This is a genomic window from Shinella sp. 1A1 (assembly GCF_055379515.1).
Genome location: NZ_AP039671.1, coordinates 2079495 through 2096916 on the forward strand (window position 1 = coordinate 2079495; position 17422 = coordinate 2096916).

At 65.4% G+C, this 17422-nt stretch carries 16 protein-coding genes; 5 read left to right on the forward strand and 11 right to left on the reverse strand.

Annotated features, from left to right (window positions below; all coding sequences use genetic code 11):
- The first annotated feature begins 7 nt into the window (after positions 1-7).
- A complete protein-coding gene (locus ACZ48C_RS10310) occupies positions 8-778 on the forward strand; it encodes an SDR family oxidoreductase (RefSeq protein ID WP_464781041.1) in 771 nt (256 codons plus the stop codon).
- A gap of 488 nt (positions 779-1266) precedes the next feature.
- Here ACZ48C_RS10310 and ACZ48C_RS10315 read toward each other — a convergent pair whose 3' ends face one another.
- From ACZ48C_RS10315 to ACZ48C_RS10340, 6 genes are all read right to left on the reverse strand, one after another.
- Positions 1267-1737, reverse strand: a complete 471-nt coding sequence (locus ACZ48C_RS10315; RefSeq protein WP_464781042.1) for a VOC family protein — start codon at positions 1735-1737, stop codon at positions 1267-1269.
- 70 nt (positions 1738-1807) lie between these two features.
- Positions 1808-3670 (reverse strand): DNA helicase RecQ, encoded by a 1863-nt coding sequence (gene recQ / locus ACZ48C_RS10320; protein ID WP_464781043.1) that lies wholly within the window; start codon positions 3668-3670, stop codon positions 1808-1810.
- Positions 3671-3995: 325 nt separating this feature from the next.
- Complete coding sequence (locus tag ACZ48C_RS10325) at positions 3996-4724, reverse strand: hypothetical protein (protein WP_464781044.1); 729 nt, start codon at positions 4722-4724, stop codon at positions 3996-3998.
- A gap of 11 nt (positions 4725-4735) precedes the next feature.
- Entirely contained in the window at positions 4736-6703 is a 1968-nt protein-coding gene (dnaG, locus tag ACZ48C_RS10330) for a DNA primase (protein ID WP_464781045.1), read from the reverse strand.
- 88 nt (positions 6704-6791) lie between these two features.
- On the reverse strand, positions 6792-7130 hold the full coding sequence (locus ACZ48C_RS10335) for a hypothetical protein (RefSeq protein ID WP_464781046.1): 339 nt from the start codon (positions 7128-7130) through the stop codon (positions 6792-6794).
- A gap of 229 nt (positions 7131-7359) precedes the next feature.
- Positions 7360-7809: a GatB/YqeY domain-containing protein gene (locus ACZ48C_RS10340; protein WP_318912434.1), complete on the reverse strand. Its 450-nt coding sequence runs from the start codon at positions 7807-7809 to the stop codon at positions 7360-7362.
- A 322-nt stretch (positions 7810-8131) separates the two neighbouring features.
- Between ACZ48C_RS10340 and carA the strand changes: the two genes are divergently transcribed.
- Positions 8132-9340, forward strand: coding sequence for a glutamine-hydrolyzing carbamoyl-phosphate synthase small subunit (gene carA, locus ACZ48C_RS10345; protein WP_464781047.1), 1209 nt, complete (start codon positions 8132-8134; stop codon positions 9338-9340).
- Between the two features lie 79 nt (positions 9341-9419).
- On the opposite strand, the gene ACZ48C_RS10350 is transcribed toward carA, so the two are convergent.
- The 4 genes from ACZ48C_RS10350 to ACZ48C_RS10365 form a co-directional block, all read right to left on the reverse strand.
- Positions 9420-10793: an MATE family efflux transporter gene (locus ACZ48C_RS10350; protein ID WP_464781048.1), complete on the reverse strand. Its 1374-nt coding sequence runs from the start codon at positions 10791-10793 to the stop codon at positions 9420-9422.
- Between the two features lie 151 nt (positions 10794-10944).
- Entirely contained in the window at positions 10945-12198 is a 1254-nt protein-coding gene (locus tag ACZ48C_RS10355; RefSeq protein ID WP_464781049.1) for a TCR/Tet family MFS transporter, read from the reverse strand.
- A 213-nt stretch (positions 12199-12411) separates the two neighbouring features.
- Positions 12412-13344: a KPN_02809 family neutral zinc metallopeptidase gene (gene ypfJ, locus ACZ48C_RS10360; protein WP_318909553.1), complete on the reverse strand. Its 933-nt coding sequence runs from the start codon at positions 13342-13344 to the stop codon at positions 12412-12414.
- 110 nt (positions 13345-13454) lie between these two features.
- Positions 13455-13964: a DUF2306 domain-containing protein gene (locus ACZ48C_RS10365; RefSeq protein WP_464781050.1), complete on the reverse strand. Its 510-nt coding sequence runs from the start codon at positions 13962-13964 to the stop codon at positions 13455-13457.
- Positions 13965-14007: 43 nt separating this feature from the next.
- Between ACZ48C_RS10365 and ACZ48C_RS10370 the strand changes: the two genes are divergently transcribed.
- Both ACZ48C_RS10370 and ACZ48C_RS10375 read left to right on the forward strand, forming a co-directional pair.
- Positions 14008-14844: a LytTR family DNA-binding domain-containing protein gene (locus ACZ48C_RS10370; RefSeq protein ID WP_464781051.1), complete on the forward strand. Its 837-nt coding sequence runs from the start codon at positions 14008-14010 to the stop codon at positions 14842-14844.
- 81 nt (positions 14845-14925) lie between these two features.
- A complete protein-coding gene (locus ACZ48C_RS10375) occupies positions 14926-15585 on the forward strand; it encodes a dihydrofolate reductase family protein (protein WP_464781052.1) in 660 nt (219 codons plus the stop codon).
- Between the two features lie 6 nt (positions 15586-15591).
- Here the strand turns inward: ACZ48C_RS10375 and ACZ48C_RS10380 are convergent, their stop codons facing one another.
- Positions 15592-16479 (reverse strand): LysR family transcriptional regulator, encoded by an 888-nt coding sequence (locus ACZ48C_RS10380; protein WP_464781053.1) that lies wholly within the window; start codon positions 16477-16479, stop codon positions 15592-15594.
- 110 nt (positions 16480-16589) lie between these two features.
- On the opposite strand from ACZ48C_RS10380, the gene blaOXA reads away from it, so the two are divergent.
- Complete coding sequence (gene blaOXA, locus ACZ48C_RS10385) at positions 16590-17396, forward strand: class D beta-lactamase (RefSeq protein ID WP_464781054.1); 807 nt, start codon at positions 16590-16592, stop codon at positions 17394-17396.
- Positions 17397-17422: the final 26 nt, after the last annotated feature.

Below are 17422 nucleotides of genomic sequence, written 5' to 3' on the forward strand. Positions count from 1 at the left end.
AGCGACGATGACGATATTGGACAGGTTTTCCCAGAAGGGCCGCGTGGCCCTCGTCACCGGCGCCGGCCGCGGCCTCGGCTTCGAAATCGCGAAGGGCTTGGCCGAGGCCGGCGCGCATGTCGTGCTGACGGGCCGGACAGCCGCGACGCTCGACGAGGCGGTGGAAGCAATCGTTGCTGCGGGCGGCAGCGCCTCCGCCGTCGCCTTCGACATCGCCGACCGCAACGCCCAGCGCGAAACGCTCGCCGAAATCGAGCGCCGGCACGGGCGGCTGGACGTGCTGGTCAACAATGTCGGCGCGCGCGACCGCCGGCCGCTCTCCGAAATGGAGGATGCGGCCATCGACGCGCTGCTCCTCACCGACCTCGCCGCCGCCGCCAGCCTTTCGCGCGATACGGCCGCGATCATGAAGCGTCACGGCCATGGCCGCCTCATCTCGGTCACCTCGATCAACGGCCATGTCGCGCTGCCGAACGACGGCATCTATCCCGCCGCCAAGCACGGTCTCACCGGCCTGATGCGCGGCATGGCGGTGGAATACGGCCCCTTCGGCATCACCAGCAACGCCATCGCGCCCGGCTGGTTCGCGACGGAAACCAATGCCGCGATGGCCGCCAACGACGAGCTGACGCCCTTCGTGCGCCAGCGCATTCCCGTGCAGCGCTGGGCGCGCCCCGACGAGATCGCCGGCGCCGCCCTCTTCCTCGCCAGCGACGCCGCCTCCTTCGTCAACGGCCATGTGCTGGTGGTGGATGGCGGAATGACGGTGCGGATGTAGACGAAGCCCCTCATCCGGCCTGCCGGCCACCTTCTCCCCGTAAACGGGGCGAAGGAGATATGACGCACCGGTTTCCTCAATCATTACCGTCGGGGGCAAGTTCATTCCCCGCAAGCGGGAGGGCTGTCGATTTTTGAAGGGAAGCCGTTTCCCCATCTCCCTTCTCCCCAGCGGGGAGAAGGTGCCGGCAGGCGGATGAAGGGGATGCCGAAGGCAGGCAAAATCAACGGCTTTATTCCAGATACCCCTCATCCGATCCTTCGGGTCACCTTCTCCCCGAGGGGAGAAGGGAAGAGCGGCAATGCCGAATTCCATATGCGACAGCCCTGCCGCGGGCATGGATGTGTACTGGTCGATGCCGAAAGGATCAGGCAGCCACGCCCTCCCGATCCTCTCACGCCGGCGGACCCGGGAAACCTCGGCATCCTTCCCTTCTCCCCGCCTGCGGGGAGAAGGTCGCGGCAGCGGGATGAGGGGCAAGCCCCCACCTACCCCGCCGCAGCCGCCTCCAGCGGTGCGATATCCAGCTTGACCATCTTCAGCATCGCCGCAGTGACGCGGCGCACCTTGTCCGGATCGGGATCGCTCATCAATTCGCCGAGCCGCGTCGGCGCGATCTGCCAGGAAAGGCCCCAGCGATCCTTCAGCCAGCCACACTGCTCCACCGAGCCGCCCTCCTTCAGCGCGTCCCACAGTCGGTCGAGATCGCCCTGCGTCTCGCATTCCACCATGATGGAGAAGCTGTGGTTGAAGGGATCGAGCGGCCCGGCCTCGATGGCCATGTAGCGCTGGTCGCCGAGCGTGAAGCTAGCGATCTTCACGCTGCCGGCCGGCCCGCTCGGCGTATCGGCCATGATAGGCGTGACCCAGTGAACGGAAGAGCCGGGAATGAGCGAGGCATAGAAACCGATGGCGGCCTCCATGTCCTTCTCGAACCAGAGATGCTGCGTGACTTTCATCGAAACGTCCTCCTGCTGACCATCAACAAGGACGACGGGGGACCGAACGTTCCGACAGGCCCCGCAAAAACTAGCCCGCAAAATCCTCGATGACGGCGAGGAAAGCCTCGCCGAAGCGGTCGCGCTTGGAAACGCCGATGCCGGGAATGTCGAGAAGCTCCTCGAGATCGGCCGGCCGTTCCCGCGCAAGCGCGATCAGCGTCGTATCCGGGAAGACGACATAGGGCGGCACGTCGAGATCCTTGGCGATGGCAAGGCGCTCGGCCCGCAACAGTTCGAAGAGCTCCCGGTCGGAACCCGAAAGGTTGTCGCGCTCGCGGGCGGCGGGCGAGCCGCCCGCCCTCGCCTTGCGCCCGGCCTGCGGCCGGTCCTTGCGGAACAGCACCTCCCGCTCGTGGCGGAAGACGGCGCGCGCCTCAGGCTCCAGCTTCAGCGCGCCATAGGCGGAATGGTCGACGCTGATGAGGCCCATGGCCAGCAATTGCCTGAAGATCGATTGCCAGATGCGCGGCGCGATATCCTTGCCCGCGCCGAAGACCGGCATGTCCGTATGGCCGAAGCGCTCCGTCTTCTCGTTGGCCGTGCCCATCAGCACATCGATGACGTGCCCCGCGCCGAAGCGCTCGCCCGTGCGATAGACCGCCGCGAGCGCCTTGATCGCGGCCTCCGTGCCGTCCCAGGTCTCGACCGGATTGCGGCAGGTGTCGCAATGGCCGCAATGGCCGGGATGGGCCTCGCCGAAATGCGCGAGGATGGCCTTGCGCCGGCAGCTTGCCGTCTCGCAGATGGCGAGCAGCGCCGTCAGCTTGGCGCGTTCGATGCGCTTCACCTCCTCGGCCGCCCCGCCCTCGTCGATCATCCTGCGCCGCTGCACGACGTCGGCCATGCCATAGGCCATCCAGACCTCGGAGGGCAGGCCGTCGCGTCCCGCGCGCCCGGTCTCCTGGTAATAGGCCTCCACCGAGCCCGGCAGGTCGAGATGGGCGACGTAGCGCACATCCGGCTTGTCGATACCCATGCCGAAGGCGACGGTGGCGACGAGGCAGAGGTTTTCTTCCTTGAGAAAAGCATCCTGGTTGGCATCGCGCACCGTCCGGTCGAACCCGGCATGGTAAGGCAGCGCGCGAATGCCCTGCGTGTTCAGCCACGCGGCCGTGTCCTCCACCTTGGCGCGCGACAGGCAATAGACGATGCCGCTCTCTCCTTCGTGGCGCGACAGGAAACGCAAGAGCTGTTGGCGCGCCTGGTCGCGCTCGGCGATCTCGTAGGAGATGTTCGGCCGGTCGAAGCTGGTGGTGAAGACCTCGGCATCCTCGAGCCCGAGGCGCTCGATGATGTCCTCGCGCGTATGCGGATCGGCCGTCGCTGTCAGCGCAATGCGCGGCACGCCGGGATAGCGCTCGCCGAGCAGGCCGAGCGTGCGGTATTCCGGCCGGAAGTCGTGCCCCCATTGCGAGACGCAATGTGCCTCGTCGATTGCGAAGAGCGCGATGCGGGCCTCCGCCACGAGATCGGCAAAGCCATCCGTAACGATGCGCTCGGGCGTCACATAGAGTAGGTCGAGTTCGCCGCTGCGCATGGCGTCGCGCACGGCGAAGAACTCGTCCCGCGTCAGCGAGGAATTCAGCGCCGCCGCCTTCACGCCGAGCTGCTTCAGCGCCTCCACCTGGTCGCGCATCAGCGCGATCAGCGGCGAGATGACGATGCCGACGCCCTGGCGGCAGAGCGCGGGAATCTGGAAGCACAGCGACTTGCCCGCCCCGGTCGGAAACAGCACCACGGCGTCGCCCCCCGCCGTCACATGCTCCACCACCGCCTGCTGCTTGCCGCGGAAGGCGTCGTAGCCATAGACGCGCTTGAGCACGTCGAGCGGATCGGCGACCTCAGCATCGAACAGGGCGGAGAAGGAACCGGAGGGATTTGCCTGAATCATGACCTGCACTTTCTCCCTCCATTCTGGCCAAGCACGGGACCATCGGCAACCACCCGACCGACGACTTTCGCCTTCACGCACAATGTTCTTGTTTTGTTCGGATTTCAAGGGTAGGTTGCAAGAAAGCTGTACAGACCAAAAGGGAGCACTCACGACGCATGGGATATAGTGGCGACCACGCTAGAAGGCCGAAGCCAAGCGGAAAGGGCCGATCCGAAGGACTCTCCTACCACTGCCCGCCAGCATCGAGACCCGAAATTCTAGTGGTGCTCTCTTGTACAGCAAACTAGCTGGCGTGTTTCCAGAAAACCCTTGTTTACTCCCATCATTCACTCTCCGTATTGAAGGAGCCGGACGCTAGGGAATTTGCAAAAGGAGCGTCCCGTTTCAAAGACTGTAATCTTTTTCCATCAAGCAAACGATCATAGTAATGTTCAATCCAAGAAAGAACATTGTTTATTTTTCTTTTGGTTACTGGATCTCCGGTAATTGATATATTTACACCATACAACGCATATCCCGGCCCAAAACTCGCCTCCAAATTATCTGGATTGACTCTTTCGACGCTTGCCGGATCGTTGATATCCTGAAAAGTCACGAGTGTCGGATAGAGTTCGCGCGGCAATGCGCGGGTTTCCCGCATGCGATAGAGACGATCGAATCCCTCGATCCTTTCCTCGCGCGACGTCGTGATCGGCCCGATAAATGTCTCATAGGCCATCTCGGGGTCGTTTTGGCTCATTATCGCGAAGAGATACCTGCCCGGAGCAACCTCGACAAACGCCGCTTCGCCGGAGTGGCCAATAATGCTGCGCCCACGATCACCCCACCCCCACCATTCAGGCCGGAAGCCGTACGAGGCTCGCATCACGGAACTGCCGCTTACTTCACCATCGGGCGTCATCACCCTGAGTTCGAGTTTTTGATTCCAGGACCAGTTATAAAGGCCGAGCAGCCTCCAGCCTGACAGAGCAAACACCACCGCCAACAACAAGACTATAGCGGCCGCTTGCCTGTGACGGCGCTGCGCGCCAGTCGATGCGGCCTGCGGCATTCTTCTCATACCTACTTCCCCGCCGGCCCCTTCACCCGGCCGGAGAGCACGCCGAAGCCTTCGATGATGGCTTCCTGGTTCTCCATCCGGACGGTCTCCATTTGCACCTCCTGAAGCGCGCGCAGAATCTGCGGCACGCGCTCGTCGTCGCCCTCATCCGTCGAGACGGCGAGTTCGCGTTCCAGTTCACGGCGCTGCCAGAGGAGCGCGCGGGTGCGCTTATGGAGGGCGAGCGCCTGGAGATAGCCTTCGCGGGCATCCTCTGGCGCGGCGTCTTCCGTCGCGGTCCACAGGCGCGAGTTGCGGATCTGCTGGTCGAGGCCCTTGAGCAGGGTGTCGAAGCCGGCGGCTTCCAGCTCCTCGACCAGCCGGGCGCGGTCGAGCCGCGCGCCGACGGAACCGGCAATGCCGATGAGGGCCGACCAGAGGCGCTGGAGGTCGCGGTTTTCGTATTCGATGATGGCGATCTCGTCATAGTCGCTGAAGAGAAGGCCCGGATGGTTGACGACGGTGAGCGCCAGCACGCTTTCGCGCAGGGCCGGCAACTCCTGCGCGCCGCGCACAAGCGCCGAGCGTGCGAGCCGGTCGGAAATGCCGGAGGGGACCATATTGCCCTGCGGCCCACCGCGACCGCCGCCCCTGCCCTGCCGGTTGCCGGAAAAGCTGCCGCCGCCCTGCCGCTGGGCGGGGCGGAAGAAGGCGTTCAGCCGCTCGCGCATGTCCTGCTGGTAGTGGCGGCGCACGTCCTCGTCGGCGATGCCCGCGGTGATCTGGCGCAGGCGCGATTCCAGCTCGGCGCGGCTTTCCGGCGTGTCCAGCGTGGAGCCCTGGACCTCGCGATTCCAGATCATGTCGGCGAGCGGGCGGGCGTTCGCCAGCACCTTGTCGAAGGGTGCGCGGCCCTCGTGGCGCACGAGATCGTCCGGGTCCTTGCCGTCGGGCAGCAGCGCGAAGCGCACCGTGCGGCCCGGCTTGATGAAGGGCAGCGCGAGATCGGCCGCCCGGTTCGCCGCGCGGATGCCAGCCCCGTCGCCGTCGAAGCAGAGCACCGGCTGCGGCGTCATCTTCCAGAGCAGATCGAGCTGGTTCTCGGTAAGCGCCGTGCCGAGCGGGGCGACGGCGTTCTCGATGCCCGCCTGGTAGAGCGCGATCACGTCCATATAGCCTTCGACGGCGATGATCGTGCCGGCGCCGTCAGCGCCTTGAGCCCCCTTCCGGGCGCGGGCATGGTTGTAGAGCACGCTCCCCTTGTGGAAGAGCTCCGTCTCGTTGGAATTGAGGTATTTCGCCGGCGCGTCCGGCGACATGGCGCGGCCGCCGAAGGCGATGACCTTTTCCCGCACCGAGAGGATGGGGAACATGATGCGGTCGCGGAACCGGTCGTAGGAGACGGGGATTTCCGGCCCGTGCACGACGAGGCCACAGGCCTCGATCGCCTCCTTCGGCACGCCCTTGCCCGCCAGAAACTCCTTCAGCGCGTTGCGGCTCTCCGGCGCATAGCCGAGGCGGAAGGTCTCGATGGTGCGGCCGGTCAGCCCACGGTCGCGCAGATAGGCGCGCGCCTTCGCTCCGGCGGGCGTCTGGAGCTGGTCCTCGAAGAAGCGGGTCGCCATCTCCATGACCTCGACGAGGCCCATGCGCTCCTTCTCGCGCTGCTCGGCCTGCGGGTCCGGCTGGGGCATGGCGACGCCCGCAAGATCGGCGATCTGCTGGACCGCCTCAGGGAAGGACAGGCCGTCGAGATCGGTGAGGAAGCGGAAGTGATCGCCCGAGACGCCGCAGCCGAAGCAATGGTAGCGGCCCTTGCGGTCCTCGCAGTGGAAGGACGGCGATTTCTCGCCATGGAACGGGCAGCAGGCCCAATAGTCCCCGCGCGAGACATTGGTCTTCCTGCGATCCCAGGTCACGCGTCGGCCGATCACGTCCGAAATGGGGACGCGGTCGCGGATCTCGTCTAGGAAGGCGTTGGAAAAGCGCATGGATACCTCGGTCGAGGTCCATATAACCATGCGCGGGGCCCACCGCCAGCATTACCGCCCGGCGCCACGGCAATTCACAGGCTCAGGCTCAAAATCCCATGTCGGGCGCGTAGAAGCAGCGGGGCGTATCCTCGGTCGGGTAGAGGCAGAGATGATATTCTCCATCCTGCGAGCGGCGGGCGGTGCCCTGCGGCAGGAGAAAGATATGGCGGCGGGTGGCGAGGCGATGGTCGCCCGGCGCCAGCGTCACCTGATAGTCCCCGTGGACGATGCGCACGGCGGTCGCCGGGATCATCTGGCAGTCGCCATTGTGGTTGCTGCCATTGCAACAATATTGCTCGTACTGCCAGCCGCTCGGCGCATCGTGCGCGAGGACCGGCCCGGCAAGGGCGATGGCTGCGAGGGAAAGAAGAAACGTCGCACGCATGGGTTCGGCCTCCGTTTCGTGGAACGGCCACCGGGAACCTCGACGCTAGACAATCCGGCGGCATCACTTGCACTTCGCCGGGGCGGGCGGTGACGTTCGACGACGCATCGTCACGCTCCTATTGCTGCGAGCTCAACTGTGCGCCTTCCTTTTGGTTCCCGCAAGCTGCACGACCGGAAACGAAAAAGGCGGCCACCGGCCGCCTTCATGATACCGCAAGGACCGCAATTTACTTCAGCAGGTCCTTCACCACGCCGGAGGCCTTGGCGAAATCCATCTGGCCGGGGTGGCGCTCCTTGAGCACGGCCATGACCTTGCCCATGTCGCGCAGGCCCTGCGCGCCGATCTCGGCGATCACGCCGGAAATCAGCTCCCTCACCTTCTCGTCGGAAAGCTGCTCGGGCATGAAGCCCTGGATCACGGTGATTTCCTCGCGCTCCTGGGCGGCAAGTTCCGGACGGCCGTTTTCGGCAAAGATCTTGGCGGATTCCTCGCGCTGCTTGATCATCTTGGCGAGGATCTGCAGCAGCTCGTCATTTTCCACCGGCCCCTTGCCGGCGCCGCGGTTGGCGATGTCGCGATCCTTCAGCGTGGCCTGGATCAGGCGCAGCGTGGAAACACGGCAGGCGTCTCTTGCCTTGAGTGCATCCTTCAAGGCGTTTGCGATGGTATCGCGCATCATTTTCTCCATGGGAGGCTGCCGGCGCGGGATGCGCGGCTCGGCCTCTATCGTCGTTCGATTGTGCATGCTCATAGACCGGCGGAGGGTCCGCCGGCAAACGGATTACGCAAGCGATTGATTTCAAACGCTTTATAATTCCGCGCAATCCACAGGCAACGGTTGACCCCGTCCCCTGCTTTGTCTATTTTCCGGCACCTGCACGAAAATCGGCAATCAGGGCGAACCAACGCGGGTTTCCGCGCGCCTTTGCCTGCGACCTTAAATGGTGTCCGTTCCCTCGGCTTTCAAGCCGGCGCCCGACACCGGAAACGGGATGACTATGACCTCGACCCCCGCATGGACCACTGAAAAGCCCACCGCCCTCATCGTCCTTGCCGATGGCACCGTGATCGAAGGCAAGGGCATCGGCGCCACCGGCAAGGTGACCGCGGAAGTCTGCTTCAACACAGCGCTGACGGGCTACCAGGAAATCCTGACCGACCCCTCCTATCTCGGCCAGATCGTCACCTTCACCTTCCCGCATATCGGCAATGTCGGCGCCAATGACGAGGACATCGAGGACCTGACGCCGGCCGCCCGCCACGGCGCGGTCGGCACGATCTTCAAGGCCGACATCACCGAGCCGTCGAACTACCGCGCCGCAAAGCACCTCGACGCCTGGCTGAAGGCCCGCGGCATCATCGGCCTTTCCGGCATCGACACCCGCGCGCTGACCGCCTGGATCCGCGAGAACGGCGCGCCGAACGCGGTGATCGCCCACGACCCGAACGGCGTCTTCGACATCGAGACGCTGAAGGCCGAAGCCAGGGCCTGGGGCGGCCTCGTCGGCCTCGACCTCGCCAAGCCCGCCTCCTCCGGCCAGTCCTCGCGCTGGAGCCAGAAGCCGTGGGTGTGGAACGAAGGCTACGAGGACCTTGCCGACGGCGACGTGAAGTATCACATCGTCGCGCTCGACTACGGCGTGAAGCGCAACATCCTGCGCCTCTTCACCGGCCTCGGCTGCAAGGTCACGGTCATGCCGGCCACCTCCAGCGCCGACGACGTGCTGGCGCTGAAGCCGGACGGCATCTTCCTTTCCAACGGCCCGGGCGACCCGGCGGCAACCGGCGAATATGCCGTGCCGGTGATCAAGACGCTGATCGAGACGGGCATTCCGGTCTTCGGCATCTGCCTCGGCCACCAGATGCTCGGCCTTGCCGTCGGCGCGACGACCGAGAAGATGCACCAGGGCCACCACGGCGCGAACCATCCGGTGAAGGACCACACGACCGGCAAGGTCGAGATCGTCTCGATGAACCATGGCTTCGCCGTCGCCTCCTCAACCCTGCCCGAAGGCGTCGAGGAGACCCACGTTTCCCTGTTCGACGGCACGAATTGCGGCCTGCGCCTGACCGGCAAGCCGGTCTTCTCCGTGCAGCACCACCCGGAAGCCTCCCCCGGCCCGCAGGACAGCCACTACCTCTTCCGCCGCTTCATCAACCTGGTGCGCGAGAAGAAGGGCGAGGAAGCCATCCCGGAACGCGCGTAAGCAGGCAATCCGCCCACCATCGACGTGAAAAGCCCGCCGGAGCGATCCGGCGGGCTTTTCTTATCGCCACTCTCGGGCGTCAGGCGCCCCTCTGCCTCACCAGCCGGTAGAAGCGCAGGTTGAGCAGAATGGATGCGGTGGAGAGGCCGGCAAGGAAGCCGAACCAGATGCCGATGCCGCCGAAGCCCGCCGGGAAGGCGAAGAGCCAGGCGGCAAAGAAGCCGACCGGCCAGTAGGAGATCAGCGCCAGCAGCATCGGGATGCGCGTGTCCTTCAGGCCGCGCAGCAGGCCGGCGGCGATCGCCTGCAGGCCGTCGACGAGCTGGAAGAGGCCCGCGACCACCACGAAGGGGCCGGCGATGGCGAGAACCGCGGCCGAATCCGTACCCGCCTTGTCGAGGAAGATCGAGGCGAGCTTCGTCGGGATGAGCGCGAAGAGCAGGCCGCCACCAACGGCAATGGTCGCCGCGATAACGAGCACCGCCCAGGCCGCGCGCACGACGCCGAGATGGTCGCCGCGCCCGTGCGCCACGCCGACGCGCACCGTGCCCGCCTGCGCAAGGCCGAGCGGAACCATGAAGGCGACGGAGGCGAGCTGGAGTGCGATGCCGTGCGCGGCAAGCTCCAGCGTGCCGATATTGCCCATCAGCAGCGAGGCGCCGGTGAAGAGGCTGACTTCCGCCAGCATGGTGAGGCCGATCGGCAGGCCGAGATAGACGACTTCGCGCAGAGCGCCCCAGTCCGGCCGCCAGAAGCGCACGAAAAGCTCGTAGCGGCGCATGTCCGGCTGGGCCTGGATATAGGCGGTGATGAGCACGAAGCTCAGCACGTTCACGCCGAAGGAAACGATGGCCGCCCCCTCCATGCCGAGGGCCGGAAAGCCGAAATGGCCGAGCACCAGCGCATAGGCGAAGAAGGCGTTGACGGAGAGGATGACGATCGTGACATAGAGCACGATACCCGCCCGCCCATGCGCGCTGACGAGGCCGCGCAGCGTCATGAAGAGCAGCGCCGGGCCGAGCCCCCATTGCGCGATCTTCAGGTAGCTGCCGGCAAGCGCGGCGACCTCCGGCTTCTGGCCGGCAAAGAGCAGGATGTTTTCCGCATTGTAGAAGAGCGGGATCATCAGCGCCGCATAGAAGAGCGCCACCCACATGCCCATGCGCACCGAACGGCGCACGGAAACCGTGTCGCCCCGACCATAGGCCTGCGCCACCATGGGCATGACGGCATTGGCGAAGCCCGAGCCGAGCATGAAGATCGTGAAGAAGAACTGGCTGGACAGCACGATGGCCGCCAGATGCGCCGCGCCAAGCCGGCCGAGGATCACCACGTCCGTCGTATGGATGCCGAGCTGGGCGAGCTGGGCGCCGATCAGCGGCACGCCGAGCGTCAGGGTCGCCCGGAAATGCCGCCCCCAGCCGTTGTCCTCGCGATGCGTTGCCATGTGCATGATAGTTCTCACTTTCGCCTCGCTTCCGATCACAAGTTCCGGTCGCGATCAATCGAATAGATTTGATGACGTCATCAAAAATGCGCGGAAACGGCGCTCCGGGGCCGTTTCCGGACGAAAATTTCGTCGAAATGTCACGTTTGAAAGCGCTTCAAGCACTTTCCGGGGCAAAATTCCCGCTCGGGCCGACACCGGCCCCTTTCAGCTTGACGAGGAAGATCGCCAGACCGGCAAGGAGGACGAGCGCCGCCACCGCGAACGGCGCACCGGCGAAGGCGACGGGCGCGGACGGGGCGGTGAAATGGCTGAAGACCTGCGTGAAGATCAGCGGTCCGATGATGGTCGTGATCGAGGAAACGCTGGTCAGCGCGCCTTGCAGCTCGCCCTGCGCCGAGGCCGGCACGCGGGCGGACGCGATGGAGCGCAGCGGCGGATCGGCCAGCGCCTCCAGCGCCGTCAGGGCGATGACGACATAGACCATCCAGCCCTGCCACGCCGCGGCATAGCCGGAAAGCGCGACGACCGAGAAGACGAGGCCGAGGACGGCCGTGCGGTACTCACCGAGCTTCGGCACGATGCGCGGCAGGACGAAGCCCATGACGACCGCGCCGCCGATGCCGAAGATGCCGAGCGACAGGCCGATCTGCCCCTCGCTCCAGCCGTAGCGATAGGAACCGACGAAGGACCAGACCGCCGGATAGACGGCATGCGCCAGCCCGTAACAGAGGAAGACGACGCCGACCCAGAGCACGCCGGGATAGTTGCGCATCTGCATGAGCGCGCCGAGCGGATTGGCGCGGGCAAGCTCGAAGGAACGTCGATTGTGCGCCGCCAGGCTCTCCGGCAGCAGCATCCAGGCGCCGACGAAATTGAGGAAGGCGAGCGCGGCCGCGCCGTAGAAGGGAATGCGCGGCCCGAACTCGCCGAGAAGCCCGCCGATCACCGGACCGATGACGAAGCCGGTGCCGAAGGCGATGCCCATCAGCCCGAAATTCTTCGAGCGGGTCTCGTCGTTCGACACGTCCGCGATATAGGCGGCGGCCGTGCTGAAGCTCGCGCCGCTGATGCCCGCCAGCACCCGCCCGACGAAGAGCATCCAGTAGCTTGCCGCCAGCGCACAGATGAGGTTGTCGATGGCGAAGGTCAGGATGCAGGCCAGCAGCACCGGCCGCCGGCCGAAACGGTCCGAGAGATTGCCGATGAGCGGCGCGAACAGGAACTGCATGCCGGCATAGACGAGCAGCAGCCAGCCGCCGTCGATGGCCGCCTGGCTGATGTCGTCGCCCGTCAGCTCGCGCAGATAGGTCGGCAGCACCGGCATGATGATGGCGATGCCGATCACGTCGAGGAACATGATCATGAAGACGAGGAAGAGCCCGCGCCGGGTAGACCTGGCATCGATCATGGATGTGACCTCGAAAGAATGAACGGCGCCCCGGGGGCAAAAATGTCAGGCGGGGAGTTCTATTTCACTTCTTTCAGCGAAACAATCCATGAACATCTCAAAAGTTTTGATGCTTATGATCGGATTCGTCGATGATAACGGCCCGTTCGGTCCGAAAAGGCAAAGCCCCCCGGCAGGCAAGCCGGAGGGCTTTTCAGAGAAGTCCGTGTAATATCAGGGCTCACCCTGGAAGGTGTTGCAGGCATCCAGACGGCCGCTGTCGAAGCCGCGCTTGAACCAGCGGCGGCGCTGCTCGGAAGTGCCGTGGTTGAAGCTTTCCGGCACGACATAGCCCTGCATGCGCTTCTGCAGCGTGTCGTCGCCGATCTGGGTGGCGGCGTTCAGCGCCTCATCGAGGTCGCCGCTTTCCAGAAGGCCCTTCTGCTGCGTGTACTTGCCCCAGATGCCGGCATAGCAGTCGGCCTGCAGCTCGACGCGCACGGACATCTGGTTCGCCTCCGCCTCGCTCATGCGCTGGCGCTGCTGGTTGAAGCGCGGCAGGATGCCGGTGAGGTTCTGGACGTGGTGGCCCACCTCATGCGCCACGACATAGGCCTGGGCGAAGTCACCGGCCGCGTCGAACTTGTTGGCGAGCTCGTCGAAGAAGCTCATGTCGAGATAGACCTTGTGGTCGCCCGGGCAATAGAACGGCCCGGACGCCGCCGAGGCGAAGCCGCAGGCGGATTTGACGGAGCCGGAGAAGAGCACCATCTTGGGCTCCTCGTATGTCTCGCCGGCTGCCTTGAAGATGCCGTTCCAGGTGTCTTCGGTCTCGGCGAGCACCGTCGCCATGAATTCCTTGGTCTCTTCCTCCTGCGGCGAGGAACGGCTGCTGGCGCTCTCCGTCTGTTCGAAGCCCGGCATGCTGACCTGCCCGCCATTGCCCATGACCTGCAGGAGATCGATGCCCATCGCCTTGAAGACGAAATAGATGACGACGAGGAAGATGATGGTGCCGATGCTCATGCCGCCGCCGGACCGGCCGCCACCGCCCATCGGAATGCGGAACCCGCCGCCCCGGCCGAAGGGATTGCTGCCTCCCATCGAGGGACCGGCTCCGCGCTGGTCCTCGATATTGCCCGACTGGCGACGACCTTTCCATTCCATGGCGCATTTCCCCGCATTGAATTGCCGACGAACGTTCATCGCATGAATTCGTTCCTCAGCAACGACTTATAGGGCCTGCCGGGGCGCCTTGCAAAACGAAAAGCGGCCCCTCAGCGCCGCCGGAGAAGCCCTCTCCAGCCGGCTTCGCGCACCGCGAGCGCCCCCGCCGCGACGAGCAGGAAACTGACGGCGGCGGCAGCAAGCCCGCTTGCAAGGCCAGACGTCCCGTCGAAGATCATCGCCCCCATCACCCGGTGCGGAACGAGGGTGAAGAGACCCGCGACGACGATGCCGCCGAAATACATGCCGGCGACCTGGGCGCGGTGCGCGCGGATATTGCCGCGCCGCGCCGCCATCACGGCCGGCACGCTGGCGAGGATGACATAGAGCGAGAGGAGATGGATCGGGCTGAAGCCGTGGAATGTGTTGATTCCATGGATGAAGAAGGTCGAGAAACTCGTCGCAACCATCAGGAAAAGCCAGACTTTTCCGAGCAGCCGATGAGCCGGCGTGCCCTTCGGGCGGGCGAGGAGGACGGCGCCGAGCACGGCCGCCGGCAGCACGGTCGCGACGTGGAACTGGACGGCGAAGGGCGCGTTGGCAAGCGGCTCGAAGGTCATGGCGGGCTCCGGGGACGGTTGAATTCGGCCCCGTCTTCCGCCAATGATCGGGCCGCTTCAAACGCTTTGGCCCGAACGGACGGAAAACTTCGTGGAACGCCCCTTGCTGCAATCCGCGCTTCGTGAACTGCAGGTCTTCCTGCGCGCGCCGCGGTTCTGGGCGACCTTCGGCGCGGTGGTGCTGATCTTCTGGGTGACGGGTCCCTACGGCACCGCGGAGCGGCTGGCCGCCATCCCCCGCCTCGGCTTCTGGCTCGTGCTGCACGCCGTCGCCTGGGCCATAGCCGTCACCGCCATCGTGCTCGTCAACACGCTGCTGCGGGACCGCATCCCGAGCCTTGGCCGCCGCATGGCGCTCGGCACGCTGGTCGCCGGCGTGCCGGTCGGGCTTGCGACGAATGCGATCAGCCTCGCGACCTTCGGCGGCACGCCGACGGTCGCCGACCTTGCCGCAAGCATCGCGACCGGCCTCCTCCTCTCCGCCCTCTTCTGCGCCCTCACCTACCTGACAATGAGCAGCCGGCAGGCTGAGGCGCTGTCCTCCGTCCCGCCGAGCGAGGAGGAACGGGCAGATGTGCCGCTGCTGCGCCGCCTCAGGCCGGAGAACCGCGGCCCGATCCTGCACATGACCGTCGCCGATCACTATACCGAGGTGACGACCAGCCGCGGGCGGGAACTGATCCTGCTGCGCTTTTCCGATGCCGTGGAGGAAGTCGGCGGCACGCCGGGCTTGCAGGTGCACCGCTCGCATTTCGTCGCCGATATGCATGTCGAAAGGCTGCTGCGCTCCGACGGCAAGCTGGCGATCCTCCTGAAGGACGGCAGTGAGATTCCGGTGAGCCGCAGCCGGACGGAGGCGGTGCGCACCCGCTGGGGCTGATTTTTTTCGAGCGCCTGTCGGCTCGCCGTCCCGCCGTTCGTCCCTAGGTATCCGTCAATCAACCGTGCCAGGAGAAGTCTCATGCGAAAGATCATAGTCGGTGCATTCACCAGCCTCGACGGCGTCATGCAGGCGCCGGGCGGGCCGGACGAAGACCCCATCGGCGGCTTCAAATTCGGCGGCTGGGCCGCCCCGATGTTCGACGAGAAGATGGGCGCCTTCATCGGCGAGCTTTTTGCAAAACCCTTCGACCTGCTGCTCGGCCGCAAGACCTACGACATCTTCGCGGCCCACTGGCCCTATGTCGACAAGGACGACCCGATCGGCCCGCTCTTCGACCGTATCGATAAATATGTCGCGACCCGCAACCCGGATTTCAAACCCACATGGCAGAACAGCCATGTGCTCGGCCCGGACACCATCGCGGCCGTGCGCAAGCTGAAGGACGGCGACGGGCCGGACCTCCTGACGCAGGGCTCCACCGAATTCCTGAAAGCGCTGTTCGAGAACGACCTCGTCGACGAGATCCACGTCTCCGTCTTCCCGGTCATCCTCGGCAAGGGCAAGCGGCTCTTCGGCGACGCCTCCTTCCCGCGCGCCCTGACGCTGATCGATTCGCGCACCAGCGATACCGGCATCGTCATGAGCCGCTATGCCCGCGCCGGCGATGTCGCCAGCGGCTCCTTCGAATTCGAAACGCCGACCGACGCCGAGCTGGAGCGCCGCCGCAACCTCACCTGACCGGGCTCAGGCCAGCCCCTCCTCCGCCACCGTTTCCGCCAGCCACGCGGCGAAGGCGGACATGGCGGGGGTGAGGCTGCGCGATTGCAGGCGGGTCAGCCAGTAGCTGCCGAGCGCGACGCTGGTGCGGAAGGGCTGGACGACAGCCCCGGCGGCCAGGAGCCGCGAGAACATCAGCGGCGGCGCAAGGCCGACGCCCGCGCCCTGCAGCACCGCCTCCATCATGGCGAGCGAGGTGTCGAAGACGATGGCGTTCTGCGGCGGCGGCGTGCGCGGCAGCCCGGCGGCCTCGAACCAGCGCGTCCACTCGTCGCGCCGGTAGGAGCGCAGCAGCGTCAGCCCGAGCAGGTCGGCGGGCTCGTTGAGGTCGCGCGCGACGGCGGGTATGGCGAGCACGGAAAGCGGCGCATCGAAGAGGCGCACGGCATCCGTCCCGTGCCACGCGCCGGCCCCGAAGCGAATGGCGAAATCGAGCCCTTCGGCGGCAAGGTCCACACGGTTGTTGTTGGTCGAAAGCCGCACCTCCACGAAGGGATGGCGCTCGCGGAAACCGGCAAGGCGCGGCAGCAGCCAGCCGACGGCGAAGGTGCCGACCGCGCCCACCGTCAATATCTCCCGCACATGCCCGCCGCGAAAGCGCTCCACCGCATCCGCCATGCGGTCGAAGCTGTCGCGCAGCACCGGCAGGAGGCTTTCCCCTTCCGCCGTGATCATCAGCCCGCGCGGCAGGCGCTTGAACAGCACGACGCCCATCTGCTCCTCGAGGCTCTTCACCTGATGGCTGACGGCCGCCTGCGTGACATTCAGCTCGATGGCGGCGCGCGTGAAGGAAAGATGGCGGGCGGAGGCCTCGAAGGCGCGGAAGGCGTTCAGCGGAAGATAAGGCCGAACCATGGCAATGCCCCAATTTTCCTAATGGCTAAGACCAGTATTCATCTTTTGTCAGGCCATGAAAGCATTGCTATCCATGATGCACAAGTCATTCGGAAATAGAGGAAAACGTGATGGACCTGCGTCCCTTCGCGGCCGGCATCCTGCTGGCCGCCGGCTTCGCCATGCCCGCCGAGGCCCGCATTATTTGTAGCATCGTCGCTGATGCGGAAAACGGCGAGATCATCCTGGAAAAGGGCGACTGCAAGACGCGCGTCACCCCCGCCTCCACCTTCAAGGTGCCGCTCGCGGTGATGGGCTATGATTCCGGCTTCCTCGAAAACGCCGAGGAGCCGGCGCTGCCCTTCATCAAGGGCTATCCTGACTGGGGCGGCGACAACTGGCGCCAGCCGACGACGCCTAAGCGCTGGCTGGAATATTCCGTCGTCTGGTATTCCCAGCGCATCACCGAATTCCTCGGCTACGAGCGGCTGCGCGACTATGCGGAAGCCTTCGGCTACGGCAATGCCGACATGACCGGCGATCCCGGCAAGGACAATGGCCTCGAGCGCGCCTGGATCGCCTCCTCGCTGAAGATCTCCCCGCGCGAGCAGGTGGAATTCCTGCGCAAGCTGGTGAACCATGAGCTGCCCGTCTCCGCCGAGGCGATGGATGCGGCGATGGAGATCGTCGAGGGACGCGACATCGCCGACGGCTGGCGGGCGCAGGGCAAGACGGGCATGGCCTATCCCCGAAAGACCGACGGCAATTTCGATTATGCCCGTCCATGGGGCTGGTATGTCGGCTGGGCACGCCGTGAGGACCGCACCGTCGTCTTCGCCCGGCTGATGCAGGACGAGAAGAAGCAGGAGCCGCGCACCAGCCTGCGCGCGCGGGACGGCATCCTGCAGGAATTGCCGGGCATTCTGGCTGGCGAATAGGCCCTATCCTCGCCACGCCCTCGACA

Coding starts and splice junctions, on each gene's coding strand:
- ACZ48C_RS10310 (WP_464781041.1), top strand. CDS start 8: ATGACGATATTGGACAGGTTTTCCCAGAAGGGCCGCGTGGCCCTCGTC.
- ACZ48C_RS10315 (WP_464781042.1), bottom strand. CDS start 1,737: ATGAAAGTCACGCAGCATCTCTGGTTCGAGAAGGACATGGAGGCCGCC.
- recQ (WP_464781043.1), bottom strand. CDS start 3,670: ATGATTCAGGCAAATCCCTCCGGTTCCTTCTCCGCCCTGTTCGATGCT.
- ACZ48C_RS10325 (WP_464781044.1), bottom strand. CDS start 4,724: ATGCCGCAGGCCGCATCGACTGGCGCGCAGCGCCGTCACAGGCAAGCG.
- dnaG (WP_464781045.1), bottom strand. CDS start 6,703: ATGCGCTTTTCCAACGCCTTCCTAGACGAGATCCGCGACCGCGTCCCC.
- ACZ48C_RS10335 (WP_464781046.1), bottom strand. CDS start 7,130: ATGCGTGCGACGTTTCTTCTTTCCCTCGCAGCCATCGCCCTTGCCGGG.
- ACZ48C_RS10340 (WP_318912434.1), bottom strand. CDS start 7,809: ATGCGCGATACCATCGCAAACGCCTTGAAGGATGCACTCAAGGCAAGA.
- carA (WP_464781047.1), top strand. CDS start 8,132: ATGACCTCGACCCCCGCATGGACCACTGAAAAGCCCACCGCCCTCATC.
- ACZ48C_RS10350 (WP_464781048.1), bottom strand. CDS start 10,793: ATGCACATGGCAACGCATCGCGAGGACAACGGCTGGGGGCGGCATTTC.
- ACZ48C_RS10355 (WP_464781049.1), bottom strand. CDS start 12,198: ATGATCGATGCCAGGTCTACCCGGCGCGGGCTCTTCCTCGTCTTCATG.
- ypfJ (WP_318909553.1), bottom strand. CDS start 13,344: ATGGAATGGAAAGGTCGTCGCCAGTCGGGCAATATCGAGGACCAGCGC.
- ACZ48C_RS10365 (WP_464781050.1), bottom strand. CDS start 13,964: ATGACCTTCGAGCCGCTTGCCAACGCGCCCTTCGCCGTCCAGTTCCAC.
- ACZ48C_RS10370 (WP_464781051.1), top strand. CDS start 14,008: ATGATCGGGCCGCTTCAAACGCTTTGGCCCGAACGGACGGAAAACTTC.
- ACZ48C_RS10375 (WP_464781052.1), top strand. CDS start 14,926: ATGCGAAAGATCATAGTCGGTGCATTCACCAGCCTCGACGGCGTCATG.
- ACZ48C_RS10380 (WP_464781053.1), bottom strand. CDS start 16,479: ATGGTTCGGCCTTATCTTCCGCTGAACGCCTTCCGCGCCTTCGAGGCC.
- blaOXA (WP_464781054.1), top strand. CDS start 16,590: ATGGACCTGCGTCCCTTCGCGGCCGGCATCCTGCTGGCCGCCGGCTTC.